This is a genomic window from Pseudoalteromonas sp. S2755, assembly GCF_005886535.1.
Classification (GTDB): Bacteria; Pseudomonadota; Gammaproteobacteria; order Enterobacterales; family Alteromonadaceae; genus Pseudoalteromonas.
In genome coordinates this window covers 82777-106451 of sequence record NZ_PNDS01000001.1, presented here as the reverse complement: position 1 = coordinate 106451, position 23675 = coordinate 82777, and the positions used below count along the sequence as shown (strand labels likewise).

Here is a 23675-nt window from a genome sequence, read left to right as displayed (position 1 = left end):
TACACGACATTACACGTGCCGCTAATTCACAAGATGAGAAAGTCTCATCTTTCCAAATATGAAATATTTATGTAAATTTATTTGTTTACACTAAATTTACTTTATTTATTTGGGAGCGGTTGTGCGTCGAAGTAGTTTTGCCATTTTTCATGTTATGGCGGTAATAGTTATCTTGGTTGGGTTACTGACAGGTCCTCGCTTGGGCATTATCAATCATGATTTTCTGGCGTTTCTTTCGCCTTTACTTCCACAAGGCGCGTTGCTGTCAGTGCACGTGTTATTTGGTTGCTTACTCACCTTAATTGCGATTGTTTTTACTGTGGCAACCATTCGCGCACCGTTTCGTGGCGCACCAAGTAAGTTTGATAAAGCCGTTAACTACTTTGGGTATCTGGTTATCGTGCTGAGTATAGTCACAGGATGGTTACTTTGGCTCAATCCAGAGAGTCTAAGTTTAGTGATTCATGGGTTATCAGCGACAGCCATTTTTTTGTATTTGGTGTTACATGGCATAAAGCACACCGTGTTTAAGGGCAAGCAAGTACTGAGTGTGTTATTGCCCCGAAATGCGCTTATTTTACTCAGTTGCAGTATTGCTCTGGTGTATTTTTGCGGCCTTGGCATAAAACTTATTGTTGCAGATCAGCATTTACGGTTAGAAGTTGCGCCGCTATCAAGGCAAAGCCACCTTGAAATAGACGGCAAAGGAGACGAGCCACAATGGTTGCGTGCTAAGCCTATTAAGTTAACGACATTTGGTGGTGCAAACTTCTTGGATGGGAGTAGTGAGGTCGAAATAAAAGCGTTGAGCAACCATGATGAAACCTTCTTTCTGATCCGCTGGCAAGATCCGACCGAAAGCCTAGATCATCTACCGCTGGAAAAAACCTCGGACGGTTGGCAAGTACAAGAGAATGGCTTTTATCGCTTTGACGAGCGCACTTATTACGAAGATAAGTTTGCCATCATGCTATCGACAACCTGTGAACTAGGAGGCGATGGTACGATGCAATACGGTGATGCGCCGCTTGCAGACAAACCCCGTAATTGGCACGGCAAGGGCTATCATGCGAGTACGGACGGCCGCACACGAGACTTATGGCACTGGAAAGCGCTGAGAACTAATGACATGTACTTGGCCGATGATAATTTTTTTGGGCCACCTCAAAGCGTTGCACTTGGGCAAAGACGCTACACCGCAGGGTATCAACCTGATGGCAAAGAAAGCGGTGCTTATGTGATGAACTGGCGCTGGTACTCACCGACTGAGGTTACGCCAAAGCGAATGCCAATCCCATCGCCAGATATCACCGAGCGCAAAGTCCTTGATTGGTTTGCCAGCGAAACCTACAACCCTCAACGAGACATGGCGAAAATTGGCGAACAGCTCCCATCTGTGTTGTACCGTTCAAATCGTTTTGAGGGAGATAGAGCCGATGTTAGGGCTAGGGGAGAGTGGCACGATGGTTATTGGACGCTAGAGCTGGTACGTAAACACCAAACGCATTCTCCCCTTGATGTTGAACTGCGTTCAGGTGTTTGCATGTGGGTCTCCGCATTTGATCACGCACAAATCGCTCATACTCGCCACCACAGAGCGATTCAATTGAGGTATATGCTATGACCGTTGCCTCACGTTTAATACTTAGTTTAGCGATTGCCACTGTGGCAATTAGCTACTTGTTATTCAGCGCTCCTGAGCGAGAAATTCCAACTCATGCACGCTTTATTAAAGTCACCAATGACATGCAATTTTTGTCTGTATGGCAGGGCCCTTGGCATTGTGTCTATGATAAAAAGCTTAATCTGCTTTGGGAAGTAAAGCGAGATGATGAGTCTATTCACGATGGCTATTGGAGTTACTCTTGGTATGACGGTCAATTTGGTCATGCTGATCAAGGTGATTGTTATTTCGAAGCATCCCACTGCGATAGCCAAGATCTGATCCGTAAAACCAACCAAGCTTCATTATGTGGTAGTGCCGAGTGGCGCTTACCCACACCTGATGAGCTGCGCTCTTTAATTCAAACGCCAAATAGTCCCGGACAACCCCATATCGCAAGTGATTTTTTCCCACAGATTAAAAATGGTGACTATTGGAGTAGTGAGGCTGGCGTGCCGTTACCCAAGTCGTTTAAGCGTGAAAAGTTAGGAGCAACGGCCGTGAATTTTCAATCTGCAAAGACGCTATCGCTTCCTTATGCAAACGCCGCATTCGTCATGTTGGTGGCTACGCCGTCAACACCACTCTCATTGGCTCAAAGTCGTGCTGAGCCTGTTACTCTAAACTAGGAACCAAGGAAATGAAATATACTCAAATGGCAACTTTTGTGGTTGCAGCAGGTCTATCTTGTAGCAGTTTTGCTGCGAGTGACTACCACCGTCTTGTGTGGGACACCAGCCCAAGCACCTCAGCAACAATAGGATTTACACCCACATCAGGCACTAATCATATTGTTAAATATGGCAGCACAACGGATGAGCAGAGCTGGCAAAGTGCTGCGGTCAGCGCAACGCATACCTTTGACGGGGGCCTCTCAAGTTCATTTGTGAAATTAACCGGCTTAGCCCCAGATAGTGCGGTGTATTATCGTGTTTGTGATTCACAAGGTTGCGGTCAGCGTTTGTGGTTTAGAACTGCGCCGCAAACGGCATCAGGGATCACTGCTGTAGCTGGTGGTGATACGCGCACAGGTTGGACAACGCGTCGTAAAGGCAATGAGTTGATCGCTAAAATTCGACCGCTATTTATTATGCATGGTGGTGATTACACCAATGCAAACTCCGTTTCTGAAATGCGTGAATACTTAAAAGATTGGCAATTAACCTTTTCGGATGATTTGATTGATGGCCTTGCATACAAGCGAATTTATCCATTTGTAGCAACACATGGCAATCACGAAGACGATAACTACAAAACGCTATGCCAAGTATTTGGCGTCGATTATGACCAAGATGGTGCGTGTACAGCAAAAGATACTTATGGTGCTTTTAACGTGGCGGGGCTGTTAAGGGTTTATACCTTAAATAGCCAATTTAAAAATAGTGGCTGGTCGAGCTATGCCACAGCGATGAACAATTGGCTGAAAAGCGACTTACAGTCTCAGGCTAACAGCGCAACGTGGCGTATCGCTCAGTATCACAAACCGATGTATCCTCACTATTCAGGCAAGTCAGACAACACCATATTACATACTTGGTGGGCACAAGACTTCTATAATAATGCGATGAACTTAGTGGTAGAGTCCGATACTCATATCAATAAACTGACTTACGCACTAACGCCTACCAGCAATGGCTTTACTGCAACGAGCCAAGGCGGCACCGTTTATGTGGGTGAGGGAAGTTGGGGTGCACCGGCGAGAAGCGCCAATGATCCAAAAAGCTGGACTATCGACCTTGCGAGTATTCAACAGTTTAAAGTGTTGAGTGTGACAAATGATAAGCTTACTGTTCGAACTGCTGAGTTTTCAAGCAATGCAACTGCCTTATCTAAAGCGCAGCGAGATGCCGATCCGCTCGCGTTACCTATGAATATGACATGGTGGTATGCCGCCGAAATTGGTGATGAACTGAATCTGATCAAAGCAAGCAATAATCTATCTGTGATAGAAACGCCCATTATTGAGCCGCCAGCTGCAATTGAACTTATCAGTGGTCAAACACAAGCGAATGTCACTGGTGCTAAGTCTTCTCAGGTACTTTATTACATTGATGTGCCAGCAGGAGCAACGCAGCTAAAAGTTGAAACGGCGGGCGGCAGTGGTGATGTAGATATGTATGTGCGCTTTAATGCGGAACCAACGACACAAAACTACGATTGTCGACCCTATAAATCCGGTAATAATGAAGTCTGTACAATTACTCCAGTACAAACAGGTCGTTACTATGTCATGCTTGATGGCTATGAGCGTTATTCGGGCGTTGCGCTAACGGCTACGGTTTATACTGACACTCCTCCAGATCAAGGTAATAGCCAGCAATGGTTGGATCAATCCGCCAGTAAAGGTCAGTGGCAGTATTATACTTTTGACGTGGCGCAGGGAACACAGAGCCTGCAAGTAGAGGCATCGGGGGGGACTGGAGATGCTGATTTATATCTGCGTTTTGGTCAACAACCAAATAGTAATACCTACGAGTGTCGGCCTTATGAAAATGGCAATAATGAAACGTGCACAATTACCAATCCAAATGCGGGAACTTGGTATATTGGACTCTATGGTTACGCTGCTTTTTCAGGGTTGACTTTACAAGCAGAAAGTCAATAGCCCTGTAAATGAGAGCTTGGTGGTTATTGGTGTAACGATCAAGCTCATTTTAAAACTGACCGAATATAGAGAGTAACTTAACCGCGCACAATTAATGGAATTGAGACAATAATCAAGGTACAATAGCGCTGCATTTTTGGACACTTAGGTGTTTTTATGCAACGACCTCTGACGCGCGCAATCGTTGCGGTTCGTAGGGAAGAATAAATTTACCACGTGTTTGGCTATGTTTCGTGGTGATAACAAGGATCACATTATGAATACAAAACTTCTCGTTGGCTTGGGTGCTGTGGCTATTGCCGTTGGTGCTTATGTAACCACTCAATCATCTTCTTCAAGCATCGCGATGGAACAACTAGAATATGTTCCGGCTGATACCGCGGTATTTTGGGGGCAATTAACGCCTTTTGAGCAGCAAAAATATTTTTCTTTTATGCCTGAAGCACTTAGAAAAGTACACGACCTTGAAGAAGTAACTGGGTTGCTTAGAAAAGAAAATGACAAACATCTGAATTTTCTGGCGACGCTATTAGAGCAGTACAATCTAGCGATGACATCCCCTGAGCAAATGAAAGCTATCTTAGGTATGGGTGAGACAGTTAGAAGTGTATTCTACACCGTTGGTTTGTTACCGACACTGCGTTATGAGCTTGCAGATCCCGAAGCTTTTCAGCGCACAATAAAAATGGCTGCAAAAGATGCCGAAATCACGTACCAAGAAGATACGCTTGATGGCGTCGCATTAACGCGTTATCAGCTTGAGTTCGCGCCAGAAGCTAAAATTGAGCTTATCACTTCCGTGCAGGGTCAATGGGTTACGACGACATTTAACACGCCAATTAATACCGAAGCAGATCTAAAAGTTGCTTTGGGTATCACCAAACCAGCTCAGTCACTGGCACAATCTGGCAAGCTTGAGCAATACAATACGCAGTTTGGTTTTGATGGTTCGTCAATTGCATTTTTGAACCATGTGGCTATCGTCGATGGTATTACTGCAAACAAGCAGTCTGATTTAACTCGTATGTTAGATAACATCTTGCAGCTAGGTGGTGGGACTGAGAAATTAGCAGCGGTACGTGCTCCTGAGTGTCAGGCGGACTACAGTGAAATCGCCAACCTGTGGCCTGCAACGGTATTGGGTACCAAGAATATCAAATTTACAAATTCCGCAATCGACTTTGAAGTTGATACTGTTGTGGTGGGTCAAGATGCTGAGTTGATGAAAGCGCTTGGGTCGATCCGTGGCTTTATTCCTGCGCACGTCACCAACGGCGAAGAGAAAGTTCTAGGGTTTGGCTATGGTGTTGATGTCGCAAAAGTTGCGCCGCTTGTAAACACCCTTTGGGGCCGCTTTACTAAAGCTGAATTCAAGTGTTCTGAACTCGTTGCACTACAGCAGCAAGCGAAACAAAATAGCCCAATGGCTATTGCGATGATGACAGGCATGGCGAACTCGGTTAAAGGCGTGAGTGCATCCGTTTTTGATCTAGTTATGGAGCCAAACGACCAAGGCATGCCGGAACCTAAAACGTTTGATGCGCTAGTTACATTGTCTGCCGAAGACCCGTTAGTACTCGTTAATACGGTAAAAGGCCTTGCACCTATGCTGGGTCAAATTCAAATCCCAGAAGATGGTACTCCGGTTTCAATTAACCAGTACATTCCATCTCCACAGCCATTGGGTATGGATATCAAGTTGGCTGTTAAAGGCGATCACTTGGTATTGTTTACGGGTGAAAAGGCGACGGTTATCGCTGAGAAAATGGCAAGCCAAGCGCTAGAAACTAATGGTATGACGCATTTCAGCATGGATATGCAAGCGTTTTTAGCACCAATGTTAGAAGCGGCAAAAGCGACTGGCCAACCAATGCCTGAAGGTATTGATGCACTTTTACAGCAAAATATGGTGTTCGAGTTTAGTATGGATGTTGCAGATCATGGCCTTGTATTTGGCACTGATATGAAGCTGAAAAAACTATAACGCTCAAAAGCCAAAATGATGTTAAAAATGCCGACGTAAAGTCGGCATTTTTGTTTATACTGGCTGTAATTTTTGAGAAGGAGGTTTTATGAAATTACAAAATAGGTTGCTGCTGATGTTGGCATTGCTTAGCACTATATCTTATGCAAGTGTTACCCAGTTTGGTGGGGGGGCGGATATGAGTAAGCTCGTTGCGGGCAAAGACGTGTTGAAAAATACTGAGCAGTTTGTGGGGAGCCAGATCACGCTGTCGGGTGAGGTGGTCAAGGTGTGTAAAAAACGCGGTTGTTGGATGACACTGAAAGTGGATAACGGCGAGGAAATAAACGTAAAGGTACGGGATGGCGATATGGTTTTTCCTATGTCCGCCATTGGAAAACAAGCCTATGCGACTGGTGTACTTGAAAAGTTCGAGTTAGACATTGAGAAAACGAAGCGTTATTTGGCCCATAGAGCACACGAAAACGGTGAAGTGTTTGATGCAAGCAAAGTCACTGAGGGAATGAACCTAGTTAGGCTTAAGCCTAATGCAGTAACTATTTTAGAAACTAAATAAATACTATATAAATACTATTTTACAAGTACAGCGTACTCGAAGTTTGTGCGCTGTGAATTTGGACTGATCACTACTTGGTAAGTGTCAGCGCCAAGCATCACATAATTTACTTTGCCGACCTTAAGTGGCTTTGGTGTACTATCTAAGTCCATGATCCAGACACCCGTTTCCGTATCCGGAGCCAAATTTATTAAGGTTCTTCCGGCGTTATTTGGAATATACAAAGCGGCATTGCTACTTTTACCCCAAATCGCTTTTAGTTTGTGGTTTTCCGACACCAGTGTGTAATCCGCGGGGCCAGAAGGGCGTATATCAGTCTGCCGTTTGACTTCACAACGTTCACATTGAATTGAGGGAGCTGATACGTGCGTTTGCAGCTGCCCATCAAAAATGATGCCCTCTGAGGCTATTCTCCACAAAGATTGACCTTCGCCCAGTTGGTGGCATCCCGACATCAGTAAGGCTGAAAATAGCAGGCTGTAATGTTTGTTGAAAATAGGCACCGGATCACCAAAAGAAAACTAGTTAAACCGGTACAAATAGTAGCTAATCTTTAGCGCCAATATAAGGCCTTAACGTTAACGAATGTAAAAGGCCGCATCCTAGAAATACTTTGTGTTTAACTGCTACAGCCACTGCCGCAACTTGAGCCACTACTGCAACTTGAGTTTGAAGAACTTGATGATGATGAGGAGCTGTCGCCACTATCCATTGAAGTACATCCGATGTGACCTGCATAGGTTGTGCTGCTGGAATCGCCCTTGGCGACAGGTTCACGAAAGTCAGTTGCTGAGTAGTAATAGCCATTTGGGATGTTAAGTAAGGCATCCAGTGCGAATAATATTGGTAAAGCAGCTGGTCTTCGCGGGGATATGCGCTCGATGCTACAACAGGCTCGCCATGTTTTACGTAGGCTGAGTTGCGCTTTGTTTTTCCCTTTCATCGCTTCTGATGGGCAATGATGTAAGAAACGGCCAAAAGCCTCGTAGCAAAAAGATTGATACGCTTGAGTGTGTAAAATAAATTCATGCCACAGCGCATCGACAACCCGAGAGGGCATAGCCAAGGATTGATCTTCGAGCAATAAATTCGCTTGGAAAAACTGCTTGAGACCAAATTCAACCTGTGTCAGTTGCTCATTAGTAAGCTCAGGATAATGGTGACTGAGTTTGGGTCTTAAATGCGTGAGGTCGTAATCTTGTATAAACGTACGTCTATGAGCTATCGTTTTTACTTTTTGATATTGTAATACACCAACAAAGACCACAAATGCTGCGACAAGTATAAGAAAGCCAATCATGTTATTTCCCTATATTTTTGCGTCCTAGACTGACCAAATGTATAGAATGTGTCAATAACGGGAAATATTAGAAGCAAGTTTTCTTGCCTCTAATTGGTTGTAAGTTTCTTAAATACTCTGTTTGACGTACTCTCCAGGGGCGTCGTAAATACCCGGTTGCTCATCACTTTGTGCGGCACGGGCTGGGACTTGCTCTGGATTTATTTGATGTAACCACTGTGCCCAATGGGACCACCATGACCCGCTTTCATGCTTTGCTGAGGCAAGCCACTGGGCGGGGTTTTCTTGGTCTTGTCCATCAAACCAATAACCATATTTGTTTGCATTTGGCGGGTTGACCACACCAGCAATATGGCCAGACTCACCAAGCACAAAGGTGAGCGGGCTGCTGAGTCTTTTGGCTCCTTCAAAAGTGCCTTGCCACAGCGCAATATGATCGTCACGGGTAGAGAGAAAGTAGACAGGTTGCTTTACTTTACTGAGGTCAATTTTAGTGCCACGAATACTGACAGACTTATCTTCAATAAGCTGATTATTGAGATATAAGTCTCGTAAAATAAAGCTGTGGCAGGCCGCTGTTAGGTTCGTGCTATCACTATTCCAGTAGAGTAAATCTAAGTCGGCGGGCGCTTTGCCTTTGAGGTAGTTATTGACGAAGTAATTCCAATACAAGCTGTTTTCTCTGAGCATACTAAAAGAAGTACCGAGCAGGTGCCCTGACATCACGCCATTTTGATTATTATACTGTTCTAGCGCATTAATGGTGGGCTCATTGATAAATGCGCCAAGTTCTCCAGGCTGCGAGAAATCTAAAATTGTGGTCAGCAAGGTTGCACTTTTTACTCTTTGTTTGATGCGTTTAGCAGCAATATAGGCCATACACGTAGTGAGTAGAGTACCGCCGATACAATAACCCACAGTATGGATCTGGGTTTCGCCTGTTTGCTTTTCAGTTTGCTCTAAAGCACATAACACACCGTCGACGACATAGTCGTCAAACGCAATATTTGCCATGCTTGGATCTGGGTTTTTCCATGACATCATTAACACGGTATACCCTTGTTCAAGTGCCCATTTAACCATCGAGTTATCTGCTCTCAAGTCCAAAATATAGTATTTATTAACAAATGGCGGCACGATAAGCAGGGGAGTCTTATGTACTTGATCCGTAGTCGGATGATATTGGATTAATTCAAACAAATGGTTTTGGAATACCACTCTACCCGGTGTACAAGCTAGGTCTTCTCCAAGTGTATACGCATTTTCGTTGGTCATGCTGACTCGGAGCATTTCAGTACTTTTGGCTAAATCTTTTTTTAAGCGCGCCAGGCCATCGAATAGATTTTGCCCGTTACTTTCTAACGTCAGCTTGAGTAATTCAGGGTTGGTTGAAACAAAGTTGCTCGGTGATACTGAATTCACGGACTGTCTTGCAAAAAACGCTAATCGTTCTTTAAGTTTTGGGTCGAGACCTGGAGTATTTTCAATGGTGTTTTGTAGCGATTGTCCAAACCAAAGATAGCTTTGTTTAAGGTAGTTAAACCAAGGGTTTTCTTGCCAATCTGGGTCTATAAAGCGTTTGTCTCCACGCTCAGGGCTAATAATGTCTTCTTTCTCATCGGTAGTTTGTGGCATAAAACTGTTTTGAAAAATAGCAAACTGGGTTTGCCACCACGCATTTTGCTGTTTAATAAAGGTTTCCGGTTGCTGATTGAGTGCACTGAGCCAACTTTGTAAGTCGGCTTGGTTTTGCTCATTTAATGCATTTTGCAATGGATTCTCTTTACCAAAATTTGTCGCTGCGAGCTGCCACAATTCTTGGTTATATTGCCACCACGCAGTTAACCCTTGCTCAATATTTTCTTGAGTGCCCATACAGGTAGATCCTTTGTGTTGTTTGAACGGGTAAGGCGACCTAAGTCGCCCAAAATTGCAGGTTATTGCGCTTTCGCTGTTTTTAGCGTTTCTTTACCAAGAGATTCTAAGCTGTCTTTAAATTCTTGACCTAATTGAGAAAGCTTTTGACCATCTTGGATCATCTGTTGGCTTAGAGCGTTTAACGCGTTCAACTGACTTGCGTTGAAATCCATCATAGATTTTGCATCTTTGATTTCAGTCGCTTGCTTTAGCTGCTCAATGGATGTTTTAGTGATCTGCTCAGCCGAGTGCAGCTGAATTTTGGATAGTGCTTCGATGTTTTTTGCCACGATTTGGTTAAACTGTACCGCTGGTGCAAAAAATTGCTCAGTTTGTTCGTTGAATGTTTTGAATAAATCGCTGTACATGGTCTTTTCCTTGTTATCGATTAAATTAACACAATGGATGATAGTGATCAGTTAGCACCACCGAACATCAGGTACAGCTCGCTCCCTCGGTGGTATTTAGGTTATTGCATATATAGGCCGCCATTGAGCGACAGGGTTTCGCCAGTAATGTAACCGGCTTCTTTTGATGCTAAGTACGCAACTGCGGCTGCAACTTCGTCAGGGGTGGCTAAACGCTGCATCGGTACTTGTGCTTTTATGCTATTTAGCACGTCTTCACGCATGGCGCTTACCATAGGCGTTTCTGTGTAGCCCGGTGCTACAGCATTGACGGTAACTCCGCTTCTTGCACCTTCATAGGCCAGTGCTTTGGTAAACCCAATCATGCCTGCTTTTGCGGCGGAATAATTAGCCTGCCCAAACTGACCTTTTAGGCCATTAACGCTAGAGATATTAACGATACGACCTCGCTTCTTTGCGCACATTGCCGCAAAGACCGGGTTGGTCATATTAAAGAGGGAATTTAAATTGGTGTTGATCACCTCGCTCCACTGCGCGTGGGTCATTTTTTTAAACGCTGAATCGCGTGTGATCCCGGCGTTGTTTACGAGTAGATCGACATTACCAAATTCTTGTAGAACCTGAACCATCGCTGTGTGGCATTGTTCAGCGTGCGTTACATCCAAAAATAAGGGTTTTACCGCAGCTGGATTTATTTGTAGCGTGTTAAGCCAGAGGTCAAAGTCGGCCTCATTACGCCTTTCACTTGCTATCGCGACAACAAAAAAATCTTTTTCAATGAGTGTTTTTGTAATAGCAGAACCAATCCCACCAAAGGCACCAGTCACCACCGCAATTTGTTTGTTTTCCATAACGCTCCCGCGAAAAAAGAGGCTATACCAACATACTTCCTAGCCGAGTTAGCTTAATTAGTATTTTTGCTGGTATTTATGACAAATTGGTCGCGAGTTGATGTCAGTTTGAAGACAGCGGAAACGAAATTAGGAACGCACAACATAAATTTAATTAAGTTTTATTTAGTTTTTCCGATATATAGCAAACAGTGTCTATCCCAAGGAGTGAAAATGGATATTCAAATACATCAAGGTGGCTTACCACCGTTACAGCAACAGACTGAATTGAAATCACAAGGCTCAGCTCAAGTTGCTGCTAACCAGATAAAGACGAAATCACCAAGTGATACGGAAGAAAAGCAAGAGATACCTGCGATGCTCTCCAAAGAGCTTGATGATGAAGCCGCTGGTTATAAGGAAGATAACCCTGTATTTAAAGAGGATTATGAAAACTTAGAAAAGGCAATGGACCTTATTCAAGCGCAAATTCGTAAACTCCAAGAAAGAATTAATAAGCTGATGCAATCCCAAGAACAGCGCTTTTTAAGAGTCGAACAACACCCCGACGCGACTAATGATGAGCAGCAAGCTGTAATCGAACACGTAGGCAGCAAAAAGTACCGTGACCAAACAACCGTGGATGAAGTGGAAGTGCTTGAAGAACAGCTCTCCGAATTTAAACAGCAAGAAGCGGAGCTTCGCATTCAGATGTTAAAGATGATTTTGGCGGAGCGAGAGCGATTAGAGGAGCTCAAACGTAAAGGAAAACTGTAGAAATCAGATAAAGGTCATTAATAAATCATCATAAATTCAAGAGAATGTTGTTGAAACTGTTACCTTACCCACTCTCAAAAAATAATCTCTAACCGAAGAAAGTGAGTAATAAAAATGAAAATAAACATTGGTTTAGCGCCGTTGATGATATTAATGTCTGCTAAGAGTTATGCGCAGCTTATATCTGGCCCTTATCTTGGTCAAACACCTCCAGGGGACACACCTCAAGTCTTTGCGCTTGGCACGGTGTCAACAGTGCACAGAGAACACAATGCATTTTTCTCTCCGGACATGAAAACCTTTTATCTTACGCGAAAGGATCTGAACGTGAACCATTGGAGTTTGATTGCATACGAGCTACGAGGTGAGCAATGGCATGAAACGGTTGTTGGTCCAAGAGTTGGCAGGCCATTACTAGCACCAGATGGCGTGACCATGCATATGGGTAAATATATTATGACACGTAGAGAGGGAAGCTGGTCTGAAGCCAAAAGTCTTGGTCCTATGTTTGATAAAGAAAGCTGGGGGATCATGCGGTTAAGTGCATCTGCGAGTGGTACGTATGTGTTTGACGATTATAAAAGTGGCGATGTTATTAGGATCTCTGAGGTGAAAAACGGTCAGCGCCAACGACCTGTCAAATTAGGTCCTGAAATTAACACCGGTCTATATAATGCGCATCCATTTATCGCACCCGATGACTCTTACATTATATGGGACGGGGTTCGAGATTCAGGGTTTGGTGACTCAGATCTTTATATCAGTTTTCGTTTGAAAGACGGTAGTTGGGGCGAAGCGATTAATTTGGGAGACAAAGTAAACACGAGTGCGCGGGAGGCGTCAGCGAGTGTAACGCCCGATGGCAAATATCTGTTCTTTAACCGTACCACACCTTCAAGAGATGCTGATATTTTTTGGGTTGATGCTCAGGTCATCGAAACGCTAAAACCTACCAATTAACTGATTGGTATGCAGCGCACAGTGACTACTTTGGTGTGCGCTTTATTCTTTTCTTTAAGTTGGCCAGAGTAAGCTGTTCAACAATGCTATCTACAAAATGAGCTTGCTCTGCTGTGATGTTGAAGGGCAATGCTTTAAACCTAAACTCGTCACTAAACCCCTGTTGAATAGCCTGTTTGAAATAGTCCTGAGCCTTGTCATTTTGCTGATGGTAAAGGCTGATGAGGCCGAGGCTAAAGACCAATTCAGGGTTTTGGTTGCCGGCCTTTATCTGGTTGGCAATATCATCGGTATAGTTACTTATTGATTGATGCTTAGCAGTGAGGAGTGCCAAGTATAATTGACTGAATAATGTGTATTTACCTTGCTTTTCAACCGTCACCGCTAAAACATCGGTCGCTTTATCATGATGATTGTTACTGAGATAAGAAAGGGCTGTGAACCAGTTTAATGTCTGGGAATTTGGCGCGGCTTTGGCTAATAAGTTAAGGTGTTGGATGGTTTTTTTATGCTGTGCTTGTTGCTGTAAAAACCGGACCTGTTCTAGTTGTATCCAAGGAGATCCCTTTACTTCAGGGCTGGCGTTGGCAAGTACCTTGTTAAACCAGTTGGTCATATGCATTTTGCGCAGGCAGTGGAGGTAGCTAGCAACTACCCTAGGTTCGCTGGGTGAAGCCTCATAAGCTTGGCGTGCTAGTGGGTATGCATCAATGGTATTGCCTTGCAATAGATAGGTCTCGGCCAGATGTGACTTTAACAAAGGCCAATTAGGTGTATTTGCTATGGTGTCATTTAGAAGTTGTTGTGCTTGATGATAATGCCCTTGAAGCGTATAGACTTGAGCCAAAAGCATGTTTGCTGATGGACTATCGGGTGTTAAGTCTAGCGCTTTTTCTGTATTGATCCTGCTTCTCGTCAGCGCGTCTGCAACCTGATTATACAAGCTATAGTCGCTCAATAATGCTCGACTCAAGCCCTTATAACTCTCATCTACGTCTTGTGATGTTGTGATGCTTTGCTGATACAGCGCTATCGCCCGTAAATTATCTTCTAAAGTTTGTTGGGTATAGTGTTGCTGGGCGATGCTCAATGCTGTGTCTGAGCTTGTTGAAGAAAATGGTGAGGTAAAAGGGGAGTGATATATACCAATAATACACGCCAGAGCTAGGCCGATACTTCCGCCGGCTAGAGTCGTAAATCGCTTTACTGCTGGCGCTTGCGGTTTATGATTTATCTTATTAACGGTTGCACTAAAGCGGTATCCGACGCTGCGTTCAGACACGATATATTCTGGTTTATTGGCATCATCTTCAAGGATCTTTCGTAGCCTTGCTATTTGTTTTTTAATCGCATCATGAGTCACGACTCGACCAAGCCAAACTTGTTGTTCTAATTGCTGGTGGCTCACAAGGTGAGGTGCATGCTCAATCAGGTTCAGCAACAATCTATGCGCGAGCGGTGTCAGTACATGAGATACATCGCGATGGCTGATGGTGCGAGAAGATACATCAAAGTCCCATTTTTGATTCAACTGATACTGCAAATCATAAATCCTGTGTTTTTTATTTTATTGATTTAAATGCTTTTAATTGTTTTGTCACGCAATGTCCCCAAAGCACACTGGCAAGCCAATATTAGATACGTAGAGTAAGACTCGTCATAACAACAAACAAGGATTTACATGAAAGCATTACCCCATTTACTGTTATTTTTATGCTTGTTTTCTACGCCTGCTCAGGCGACGACTCAACTGCAAAAACAACTAGATGACTATATCGCGCAGTATCACCAAATTAAAGAGTTTGATGGTGCCGCTTTGGTTGCTCGAGGATCTGAGGTGTTACTGCAACAAGGTTATGGGGTTGCCAACGTAGAGTGGCAAATAGCAAATCAGCCCAATACTAAATTTAAGCTAGCATCAGTGACCAAACAGTTTACCGCGCTTTTGGTATTACAGCAGGTTGAGAAAGGAAAGATTGAGCTTGATGCTAATATTTCCAGTTATTTACCTAAATACCGAAAGGATACGGGAAACCAAATTACCATAAGGCAACTACTTAATCACACGTCAGGCCTACCTGATGTGTTTAAACACCCTGAATTTCGCCAAGTGCAACGTCACAACCCTTATAACCGCGATGAGTTTATCGACCATTTCTGCTCAGGAGACTTGTTGTTTGAGCCGGGCTCTGCGTTTCGTTACAGCAATGCCGGTTACACTATACTTGGGCGTATCCTTGAGCTTGTGAGCGGAAAAAGTTACTGGCAACTACTTGAAAAGCAAATATTAGTACCGTTAGACATGAAAGAAACTGGATTTGCCGATCATAAGCAGGTAATTAAAGGCCTAGCGAATGGTTACGATACCACGTTGAAGGGGTTCAAACATGCCGATTTTATTGACATGACAGTGCCTTTTTCCGCGGGCGCAATGTATTCAACGGTGCAAGACATGTATAAGTGGGATCGTGCATTATACACAGATAAACTACTAATGCCTGAGACCAAAACATTGTTATTTACTCCCTCTAAACATAGAAATTATGGGTTTGGCTGGGAAGTCATCGACAAAGAAGATACCAGTCAAATTAAAACGCTGGTTCACCATGCTGGTGGAATCCCAGGGTTTGGGGCTAAGATTGCAAGAGTATTGGAGGACAAAACGGTTATTATTTTGCTGGATAATACAGGTGGCGCGCCATTGACACAGATGGTTGATGGCATACTTGAAATCCTTGCTGGTAGGGCTGTAGCAGCGCCTAAGTTAAGTCCATATCGGCTGCTTTTTGCAACGATTTTATCTGACGGCGTTGAAGTTGCGATTAAAAACTATCAGCAACAGGTTCGCGAAGGGAAGGGGCTGAGTGAGCGCCAACTAAATCGCTTTGGGTATCAATTATTGGAAGTCGGTTATTACGACGCCGCAGTTGAATTTTTCAAATTGAATGTTGCGGCACACCCAAAAAGCGCGAATACCTATGACAGTCTTGCCGAGGCCTATCTTATTAAAGGAGATAAAACCAATGCACGTGTTACTTATCTGCAGTTATTGCAATTAGATAATAACCATGGGGTTGCTAAGAGGTTTGTAGAATCAACTCTGAAGTGAGCGCAGCAATCAACTTTTGCTATGTTTGTTACCGAGCATAGCTTTCTGATGATAAAGCGCTATTAATTTTGTCGGGCTATCTTAGAGCGTAAACTTGTCGACTTGCGATTTTAAGTCGTGGGCAAGTTTACTCAATTCATTACACGCCGTCGCGGTTTGGTTGGCGCCTTCGGTCATTTCAACAGCCGAGTAATTGATAGTCTCGATATTTTTGTTCTGCTCCCCTGAAACCACGGATTGCTGATGACAAGCTGACGCGATTTGTGTACTCATTGCAGCGATGCTGTCAATTTGAGATTCAATTTGATGGATCATATTGCCAGCGACTTCTGATTGCTCAACACAAAGTGCAATACCTTGTTCACGGCTTTTGGTTGCCACGCCAGTTTCCTTCGACTTACTTTGTAGGTCGTTGACGATTTCCACAATTTGCGTGGTTGAACCTTGAGTACGCTGGGCCAGTGAGCGAACTTCATCTGCAACAACGGCAAAACCACGACCTTTCGCGCCTGCACGAGCGGCTTCAATGGCGGCATTTAATGCCAATAGATTCGTTTGCTCCGCGGTTTATCTGATTACTTTAACCACCAAATTAACGCTGTGTCAGTTTTTCTCGGGATTATTGGCAAGTTCGCCTGCAGATGTGACTGTTTGTGCAACGTCTGAAATATGATTAATATTGGTTTAGTTCAGTCATTATGAAGTAATAGAAGTGCTAGGGTTATTTAGACTTCATACCTTTTATCTCGTTGCCTAGTCATCTCATCAAGTACCATTTGGATCATCTGTTGCTTTATATCCGCATACTGCGATTTAAGCTCATCAAGTTGTTGGGTTAAAATCTCGATTTCTTTTTCTGTTTCATTATCGCGATACTGTTTTGCGCCGGTATGCTCATATCTCAGGGTATCTTCTTGTGTTGTTGGGATATCAGCATCACTTACTGTGGATACTTTTACGGCTCGTTGCAGAGGTGTTTTTTTTAACTCACTAATAAGCTGTTGTAAATGTTGTATTTGCTCTTTCATTAGGGCTTCTGACTGTTCTAACATTTCATATTGTTGCTTAAAATTAGGGTTGTTACCTTTATATTTCTTTGCCTTTTTGTCCATAAACTCAGTCAATATGACTTCATTTTTAGGTTTTTCTTCCGTTTCTGTGGAATTACTCGTGGCAGTAGGTGTTTCTCTGCTTGCGTTTAGCGCGCCGGCAAAGTGATGTGGCTTCATTTGAATTTCCATAACGTTATCCTTGTCATCTCTATTGCTAATTGTATCGGAGTATTTCCCGATTTCTTTAGCTGTTTGGTTAATCCCCGCTAAGCTAACAAAGTCAGGTATAAGGAGTTAGTGAAATGAAGGTGTGGTTGGTTATTAGTATTTTGCTTTTTAGCTGCAATAGCTTAGCTAAATGTGAAGATCAAGGATTTAGACAGTTTGATTTTTGGCTTGGAGATTGGTCGGTAACGAGCGTAGGAGGCATTGAGTCTGGACATAATCGCATTACCCGAGAATATGATGGTTGTGTCATTAAAGAAAGTTATAGCACTGAACTTGGGTATCGTGGTGAGAGTATAAATATTTATGATGTATCCACTCATCGTTGGCATCAAACTTGGGTGGATAATAGTGGGTTGTTGTTACAGTTGGATGGTGAGTTTCATGAAGGGAAAATGGTATTACAAGGGGATAGAATAAATGCAGCAGGTATTAAGGTGACGGATAAGATAACATGGACTGCGAATCCAGATGGTACCGTACGTCAGGTTTGGCAGAGTAAGCAAGGCGCTGACAAGTGGCAAATGGTATTTGATGGATTATATAAAAAGGAGACTAAAAAATGAGAGAGTTGGTTATTGGCTTTATGTGGTTTGTTAGCAGTGTTTGCTATGCACAATCGGAAACGATCACACAGCAAACGCTGATGATAAATCAAATGTCTGCAGACGCTTACACCATAGTGGACGTGCGAAGCCCTGAAGAATTTGCTGCGGGACATATCAAAGGGGCAATAAACATTCCCTTTAACGAGATTGAGACGCATCAGGAAGAGCTAGCTAAATTGACTGATACACCACTCGTTGTGTATTGCCGTTCTGGGCGTAGGGCTGGCATCTTTATTGAGGCACTAGCGCCAAAAGGCTACACCTTAAAACACCTAGAGGGTGATATGAATAAGTGGTTGGCAGAGTCTCTACCTGTGATGAAAAAGTAGGGGATCCCCTACTTTTTTGAGTAAATGGCAGAGAGTAAAAAACAAAAGGGAGACGGCAAAGTTTAATAGAAGTTGGTCGCTGCCACATTTTTATTGTGCTTAAAATAACTCCACATAACTAAAATAGGGACTTGAAACAAATATTAATATAAATGATAATCACTATCGTTTTCGTAATGAAGTTAATTTAGGGAAAAACGATGCGATCTTCATCTTCACGTACACTAAACCACTCTTTAACACTCTCTCTTTGCGCCACTTTTGTGCTGTTGTCATTACATGGCAATGCACATGCTGCTGAAGTTACCGGTGATGCACTAGCAGCTGACGCTGTGGATGATGGCAGGGCTCAAGAACTAGAGCATATATATGTGACTGGCACGAGTGTAAAAAATTACACTGAATCTGCAAACAAAGCGGCATTAAAAATGATTTTATCACAGCGTGAAACGCCTCAAGCGGTGACCGTTATCACAAATCAAATGATGCAAGATTGGCAAACGGTTAACATTGATGAGATCTTGGAACATGCAACTGGCTTTTATGCAAAGCGGGGAGCCAGTCTTGATAGGACACGTTTTTCTGTACGTGGTGGTGATGTTAATTTAATCCAAATCGATGGTGTTCAACAATTCCCTGGTGGCCGAAGACCGAATGTAAACGGGGATGCTGTTGCTTATGAGCGCGTGGAGATTGTACGTGGTGCAAATGGTTTATTAACTGGCGTTGGTGACCCAACTGCCACCGTAAATTTAGTAAGAAAACGTGCAACAAGCGATGAGTTTAAGGGCAGCGTGGCGGTTTCGGCTGGTAGTTGGGATAATTACCGAGCAGAGGTGGATGTGGCGAGCGGGTTAAACCAAGAAGGCAGTATTCGCGGCCGCTTTGTTGCTGCACATTATGAAAGAGATTCTTACATTGAGCGTTATAGCCAAGAGAAGACGTCCATATATTCTACTATTGAGGCAGACCTGACCGATTACACCTTATTACGACTCGGTGTAGAATATGCTGATACCGCTTCAAAAGGGGCGATAAACAGCCATTCTCAACCTTACTTTTACGCTGATGGTAGTCGCTATCAGGGACGCCGTGGTGACACCGGGATGACGGCAAAGTGGAGTAGCTGGCCAATCGAAGAATACACCTATTTTGTTGGGCTTGATCACGCGTTTGAAAACGATTGGCAACTCCATGCCATCGCGACTTACAATACCATTGAGATGCAAGGTGGGCAGCTCTTTTTCGTCTATCCTGATGGGCCTATCAATCCAGATGGCAGCAGCGATAATGGATTCGGATACAGTGCTGTAATAAGTAGCTCTGAAGATGAACAAAAGACAATAGACTTGTCACTCCAAGGCCCAGCTGAGCTATTTGGTCGTACGCATGATGTTATTTTTAGCTATAACCAATTCAAGCGAGAGCGTACGTCATTTGGTAATGAAGCCGACCAAACCACGATTTCATTGGAAGGGTTAAATTTTCATGATTGGACAGGTGACGTGCCGCGCTATCCATTTAAAGATTTAGGCCGTGATAGTTTGACAGTAACAGACTCTAATGGTGGATTTGTGGCCGTGCGTGTTAACCCGCATGATGATGTTAAGCTTATTGTTGGTGCTAGGATCACCAATTGGGAGTACGATATTGACCTTTATGATCCTAATAACGGTAAGTTTCTTCGTAACCGCTATCATGAAAAGGTGGATACAGAAGTTACGCCTTATGCCGGACTCGTAGTTGATATTAATGAACAATATAGTGTTTACGCGAGCTACACAGAGGCATTTCAGCCACAAGCCTATTTTGATATCAATGATAAAATGCTCGACCCAAGCACAGGCGAAAGCTATGAGCTAGGGGTAAAAGGTGAGCTACTTGATGACACCTTGAACTTTACAGCGGCGGTGTATCGCAATGTTGAGAATGGACTTGCGATTGCCGATCCAAATTACCCTGACAGCTATCTAACTCCGCAAGGCAATAGACCATATATTCAGCGCGGTGAAGGCGATACGACAGAAGGCTTTGAAGTTGAATTTACAGGCTCTATCAATGAGCAGTGGAATATCAGCTTAGGGCTATCAAAACACAAAACTGAATCAAAAGATGGCAAAGAGCTGTTAACGGATCAGCCCAAAGAGCTCATAAACCTGTATACCACCTATGACTTTAGCGCGTTTGTTGACGGCTTTACTGCGGGGCTTGGAATTAATTGGCAAGGTAGCTTTTATGCAATACCGCAAAGGCCATTGCCGGGCGGCGGTAGCGAGGCGTACAAGATCACACAATCCTCCGGTGCGTTACTTAATTTAATGGCAAGATATGAAGTGAGTGAACAACTCAGTGTGTCGCTTAACTTCAACAATCTACTAGATGAAAGTTACTACAACAGTATTTCATCTTGGGACGGCTACGTAATGCACGGCGAACCGTTTAATTGGCAATTAGGGATGCGCTATAGCTTTTAGTGACTCAACCTGAGCTTGAAATACGGAATGCACCGCCGAAGCGGTGCATTTTTTTGCCTCAAATTTTTTGCTTCAAAATAATAGGCAAATTGGCATTAGGTTTTGCATTGTTCCGCAACTTCGTTAATATATAAAGTATATATGATATGTATATGGTTTATATAAATGGGTATCGTAAAAATTTCAGATGAACTACACGATGAGATCCGTGAAGCGAGCACTGTGATGTCGCGTTCAATCAATTCACAGGCTGAGTTCTGGATTAAAATTGGGCGACTTGCTGAGCGTAATCCAACGCTTACGTTTACAGAGATCGTTGCGGCAGAGATGTCACGAGTAAAGTCACAGCAGCCAAAAGGAAATTGAGATGCAAGAGGTTACCTTCAAAACCGCTGATGAGATCCAATTGATGCGCGAAAGTGGGCGATTGCTTACGCAGGTGTTTGGCTACATTGATAGTTGGATTGAACCCGGAATTTCTACGCTAGAGATTAATGACAAAGTGCACAACTTTATTGTTGATGAGCTTAAAGCGCGTCCAGCCAGCCTTGGTCAGTATGGTTATCAGTTCGTCCTCAATAGCTCTGTAAATGAGGTTGTGTGTCATGGTGTGCCGAGTAAATCGCAAATCTTAAAGTCTTCAGATATTGTAAACATCGATATTACGCTTGAGAAAAATGGCTTTATCAGCGACTCCAGCAAAATGTACGTAATGCCTGAAGCATTACTCCCGGCCAAAAAGTTAGTGGCAACGACTTACCAAGCGATGTGGGCTGGAATAAAAATGGTCAAACCTGGAGCAAAGCTTGGGGACATCGGTGCGGCTGTACAGCAAGTAGCTGAGAAAGCCGGTTACACAGTGGTACGCGAGTATTGTGGTCATGGGATAGGTAGAGAAATGCATGAAGCGCCAAATGTATTGCACTATGGCAAAGCAAATACCGGGATGACGCTAAAACCGGGGATGACCTTTACCATTGAGCCGATGATCAATCAGGGAAGCGCAAAAATTAAAACCAAAAAAGATGGCTGGACTGTGGTAACTCGAGACAAAAAGCTATCGGCGCAGTGGGAGCATACGGTGCTGGTAACAGATGACGGCGTTGAAGTGTTAACCCTAAGAGCGGAAGAAGCGTAAGCAGTGCTGTACTTACGCTTTTTTTAACATCAAGTGGGTATAGCGACCTAGAGACGCATAAGGCTCTTGACGATTGTATTTAAGCTCTAAAGCGAGCAAAGCATCAAAACCTTCATCCGCCTTATTTAACTCCCTTAAGTAGTCATGAAAACAGCGAACACCGGTTTTTTGAATAACGTTGAGCTTTGCCTCATCAAGCCAAGTTGCCATATCAGTTTGGCTAATTGGCTTATTGGGGCTGAGGCCTACTTTTTGTTTTACCTTAAGATCTTTTTGCACATAGTCGAAGTTACCGTACACCATACTGGCCATCAGATGCGCCTCATGGTTGAAATACATTAGCGAAAGCAAGCCAGTTTTGCTTAGCTGCGCCTTTAGCAGCATAAGTGCACTTTGTTGCTCAACCAACCATTCAAGCACCGCATGGCACAATACTAAGTCGAATTGTCCTAAGTTCAGCGTATCGAGCGCTTGCAGAGGCGCGTGGATAAAATGAAGTTGGTTATTTAGCCCAGCTTCATTCGCGCGCGTTTTGGCAAGTTCGAGCATCTCTTCTGAAATATCAATCATGGTGACATGGTGGCCAAGCGAAGCTAAATAGAGCGCCAATTGACCTTGTCCGCCGCCAACATCTAATATGCGTTTGCCATTTGATTGCGTTAGCCAGTCAACTTGTGTGCTTAAGTCACGCTTGAGCACCGCTTCTCTGATTTTACCTTTATTGGTGCCATAGATATTGTTTTTAAACTTGTGCGTTAGTTCAGCAAAGTTTCTATCTGTCGGTGCCGGTTTTTGTTGCTGCTTTTTTCTAGCCATATGCGAGATCACTTAATTAAGCAAAGTGGTATTAAACCGGGTTGTCGATATCAATAAATTCAACATCTAAACCATACTGCGCTGCCAAATATTCGCCAAGTGCCTTCGCCCCGTATCGCTCTGTGGCATGATGTCCCGCCGCGATAAAGTGGATCTGTTGCTCGTTAGATGAATGAATGGTTTGCTCTGATGCTTCACCCGTTAAGTAGGCATCAATGCCTTGGCTTGCCGCGAGATCAATAAAGCTTTGCCCACCACCTGTACACCAAGCGATGGTGCTGATTGGGTGATCGCCTGCAACATTTAAGAGCGGCTTTCTACCGAGTTTCTCTTCAACTAAAGCGGCAAAATCAACAGCAGTCATTGGCGTCGTTAATTTGCCTTTTACCGCTACGCTATTTTTATTCCAAGGTTCAAGCGGTCGTTCATATTCAAGCCCAAGTAACTTACCGAGCTGCGCGTTATTACCAAGTTCAGGATGAACATCCAGTGGAAGATGGTATGCGATTAAGTTGATGTCATTGGTAAGCAGGGCTTGTAGGCGGCGCTTTTTCATGCCAGTGACACATTGATCTTCCCCTTTCCAGAAATAGCCGTGGTGAACCAAAATGGCATCTGCACCACGTTCAATAGCGGCATCAATTAAAGCTTGGCTGGCGGTAACACCCGTGACGATTTTTTGGACTTCGTCTGTTCCTTCCACTTGCAGACCATTTGGACAGTAATCGTTAATTTGATATGGCTTCAGTAATTCCGTTAATTGATTCACTAATTTGGTTCGTTTCATAACACCCCCTAACACTTAGATAGTATTAGTTTAACTGGTTTAGCAACGGATCAAAAAGAAAGATTAGATTGATAGATATATACAATATGAAGGAATGAAGACAAACAGCTCGGATCTGATTGTTCTTTTATTTGAAATAAAAATAAATTAAGGTATGTTGGTAGTTCTTTATTATTA

22 protein-coding genes and 1 pseudogene are annotated in these 23675 nt (G+C 43.6%); 13 read left to right on the top strand and 10 right to left on the bottom strand.

The features are described 5' to 3' along the window. The first annotated feature begins 121 nt into the window (after positions 1-121). From CWC03_RS00475 to CWC03_RS00455, 5 genes are all read left to right on the top strand, one after another. Positions 122-1624: an ethylbenzene dehydrogenase-related protein gene (locus CWC03_RS00475; RefSeq protein ID WP_138580143.1), complete on the top strand. Its 1503-nt coding sequence runs from the start codon at positions 122-124 to the stop codon at positions 1622-1624. Continuing rightward, on the top strand, positions 1621-2292 hold the full coding sequence (locus CWC03_RS00470) for an Lcl C-terminal domain-containing protein (protein WP_138580142.1): 672 nt from the start codon (positions 1621-1623) through the stop codon (positions 2290-2292). Before CWC03_RS00475 ends, CWC03_RS00470 begins: the two co-directional genes overlap by 4 nt. 11 nt (positions 2293-2303) lie before the next feature. Then, the gene (locus tag CWC03_RS00465) at positions 2304-4268 is read left to right on the top strand and encodes a pre-peptidase C-terminal domain-containing protein (protein WP_138580141.1); all 1965 of its coding nucleotides are present in this window, start codon (positions 2304-2306) and stop codon (positions 4266-4268) included. 256 nt (positions 4269-4524) lie between these two features. After that, a complete protein-coding gene (locus CWC03_RS00460) occupies positions 4525-6252 on the top strand; it encodes a hypothetical protein (protein WP_138580140.1) in 1728 nt (575 codons plus the stop codon). A gap of 88 nt (positions 6253-6340) precedes the next feature. Further along, on the top strand, positions 6341-6808 hold the full coding sequence (locus CWC03_RS00455; RefSeq protein ID WP_138580139.1) for a DUF4920 domain-containing protein: 468 nt from the start codon (positions 6341-6343) through the stop codon (positions 6806-6808). Between the two features lie 14 nt (positions 6809-6822). On the opposite strand, the gene CWC03_RS00450 is transcribed toward CWC03_RS00455, so the two are convergent. From CWC03_RS00450 to CWC03_RS00430, 5 genes are all read right to left on the bottom strand, one after another. Next, the gene (locus CWC03_RS00450) at positions 6823-7311 is read right to left on the bottom strand and encodes a hypothetical protein (protein ID WP_138580138.1); all 489 of its coding nucleotides are present in this window, start codon (positions 7309-7311) and stop codon (positions 6823-6825) included. A gap of 116 nt (positions 7312-7427) precedes the next feature. Then, a complete protein-coding gene (locus CWC03_RS00445; protein ID WP_138580137.1) occupies positions 7428-8108 on the bottom strand; it encodes a glycine-rich domain-containing protein in 681 nt (226 codons plus the stop codon). Between the two features lie 108 nt (positions 8109-8216). Next, positions 8217-9983: a class I poly(R)-hydroxyalkanoic acid synthase gene (phaC, locus tag CWC03_RS00440; RefSeq protein WP_138580136.1), complete on the bottom strand. Its 1767-nt coding sequence runs from the start codon at positions 9981-9983 to the stop codon at positions 8217-8219. Between the two features lie 62 nt (positions 9984-10045). After that, positions 10046-10393, bottom strand: coding sequence for a phasin family protein (locus CWC03_RS00435; RefSeq protein WP_017216260.1), 348 nt, complete (start codon positions 10391-10393; stop codon positions 10046-10048). Positions 10394-10494: 101 nt separating this feature from the next. After that, a complete protein-coding gene (locus tag CWC03_RS00430; protein WP_128725603.1) occupies positions 10495-11244 on the bottom strand; it encodes an SDR family oxidoreductase in 750 nt (249 codons plus the stop codon). A 213-nt stretch (positions 11245-11457) separates the two neighbouring features. Here CWC03_RS00430 and CWC03_RS00425 point away from each other — a divergent pair, with 213 nt between their 5' ends. Together CWC03_RS00425 and CWC03_RS00420 are read left to right on the top strand one after the other, a co-directional pair. Next, the gene (locus tag CWC03_RS00425; RefSeq protein WP_138580135.1) at positions 11458-12000 is read left to right on the top strand and encodes a hypothetical protein; all 543 of its coding nucleotides are present in this window, start codon (positions 11458-11460) and stop codon (positions 11998-12000) included. A gap of 114 nt (positions 12001-12114) precedes the next feature. Next, complete coding sequence (locus CWC03_RS00420; RefSeq protein ID WP_138580134.1) at positions 12115-12960, top strand: TolB-like translocation protein; 846 nt, start codon at positions 12115-12117, stop codon at positions 12958-12960. A 25-nt stretch (positions 12961-12985) separates the two neighbouring features. Here CWC03_RS00420 and CWC03_RS00415 read toward each other — a convergent pair whose 3' ends face one another. Next, the gene (locus CWC03_RS00415; RefSeq protein WP_138580133.1) at positions 12986-14503 is read right to left on the bottom strand and encodes a winged helix-turn-helix domain-containing protein; all 1518 of its coding nucleotides are present in this window, start codon (positions 14501-14503) and stop codon (positions 12986-12988) included. 138 nt (positions 14504-14641) lie between these two features. On the opposite strand from CWC03_RS00415, the gene CWC03_RS00410 reads away from it, so the two are divergent. Beyond that, a complete protein-coding gene (locus tag CWC03_RS00410) occupies positions 14642-16069 on the top strand; it encodes a serine hydrolase domain-containing protein (RefSeq protein ID WP_138580132.1) in 1428 nt (475 codons plus the stop codon). Between the two features lie 81 nt (positions 16070-16150). Here CWC03_RS00410 and CWC03_RS00405 read toward each other — a convergent pair. Further along, positions 16151-16633, bottom strand: a pseudogene (locus tag CWC03_RS00405) (methyl-accepting chemotaxis protein); the annotation flags it as partial. 161 nt (positions 16634-16794) lie between these two features. Beyond that, complete coding sequence (locus CWC03_RS00400; protein ID WP_138580131.1) at positions 16795-17310, bottom strand: hypothetical protein; 516 nt, start codon at positions 17308-17310, stop codon at positions 16795-16797. Positions 17311-17423: 113 nt separating this feature from the next. On the opposite strand from CWC03_RS00400, the gene CWC03_RS00395 reads away from it, so the two are divergent. From CWC03_RS00395 to map, 5 genes are all read left to right on the top strand, one after another. Further along, positions 17424-17912, top strand: coding sequence for a hypothetical protein (locus CWC03_RS00395; RefSeq protein WP_138580130.1), 489 nt, complete (start codon positions 17424-17426; stop codon positions 17910-17912). Beyond that, complete coding sequence (locus CWC03_RS00390; RefSeq protein WP_138580129.1) at positions 17909-18283, top strand: rhodanese-like domain-containing protein; 375 nt, start codon at positions 17909-17911, stop codon at positions 18281-18283. The genes CWC03_RS00395 and CWC03_RS00390 overlap by 4 nt, the downstream gene beginning before the upstream one ends. A gap of 200 nt (positions 18284-18483) precedes the next feature. Next, complete coding sequence (locus CWC03_RS00385; protein ID WP_138580128.1) at positions 18484-20757, top strand: TonB-dependent siderophore receptor; 2274 nt, start codon at positions 18484-18486, stop codon at positions 20755-20757. A 165-nt stretch (positions 20758-20922) separates the two neighbouring features. Further along, complete coding sequence (locus CWC03_RS00380; protein ID WP_138580127.1) at positions 20923-21123, top strand: ParD-like family protein; 201 nt, start codon at positions 20923-20925, stop codon at positions 21121-21123. 1 nt (position 21124) lies between these two features. Then, complete coding sequence (gene map / locus CWC03_RS00375) at positions 21125-21895, top strand: type I methionyl aminopeptidase (protein WP_138521162.1); 771 nt, start codon at positions 21125-21127, stop codon at positions 21893-21895. A 12-nt stretch (positions 21896-21907) separates the two neighbouring features. Here map and CWC03_RS00370 read toward each other — a convergent pair whose 3' ends face one another. After that, positions 21908-22711, bottom strand: coding sequence for a methyltransferase domain-containing protein (locus CWC03_RS00370; RefSeq protein ID WP_138580126.1), 804 nt, complete (start codon positions 22709-22711; stop codon positions 21908-21910). Between the two features lie 31 nt (positions 22712-22742). Further along, on the bottom strand, positions 22743-23498 hold the full coding sequence (locus CWC03_RS00365) for a Nif3-like dinuclear metal center hexameric protein (RefSeq protein WP_138580125.1): 756 nt from the start codon (positions 23496-23498) through the stop codon (positions 22743-22745). Positions 23499-23675: the final 177 nt, after the last annotated feature.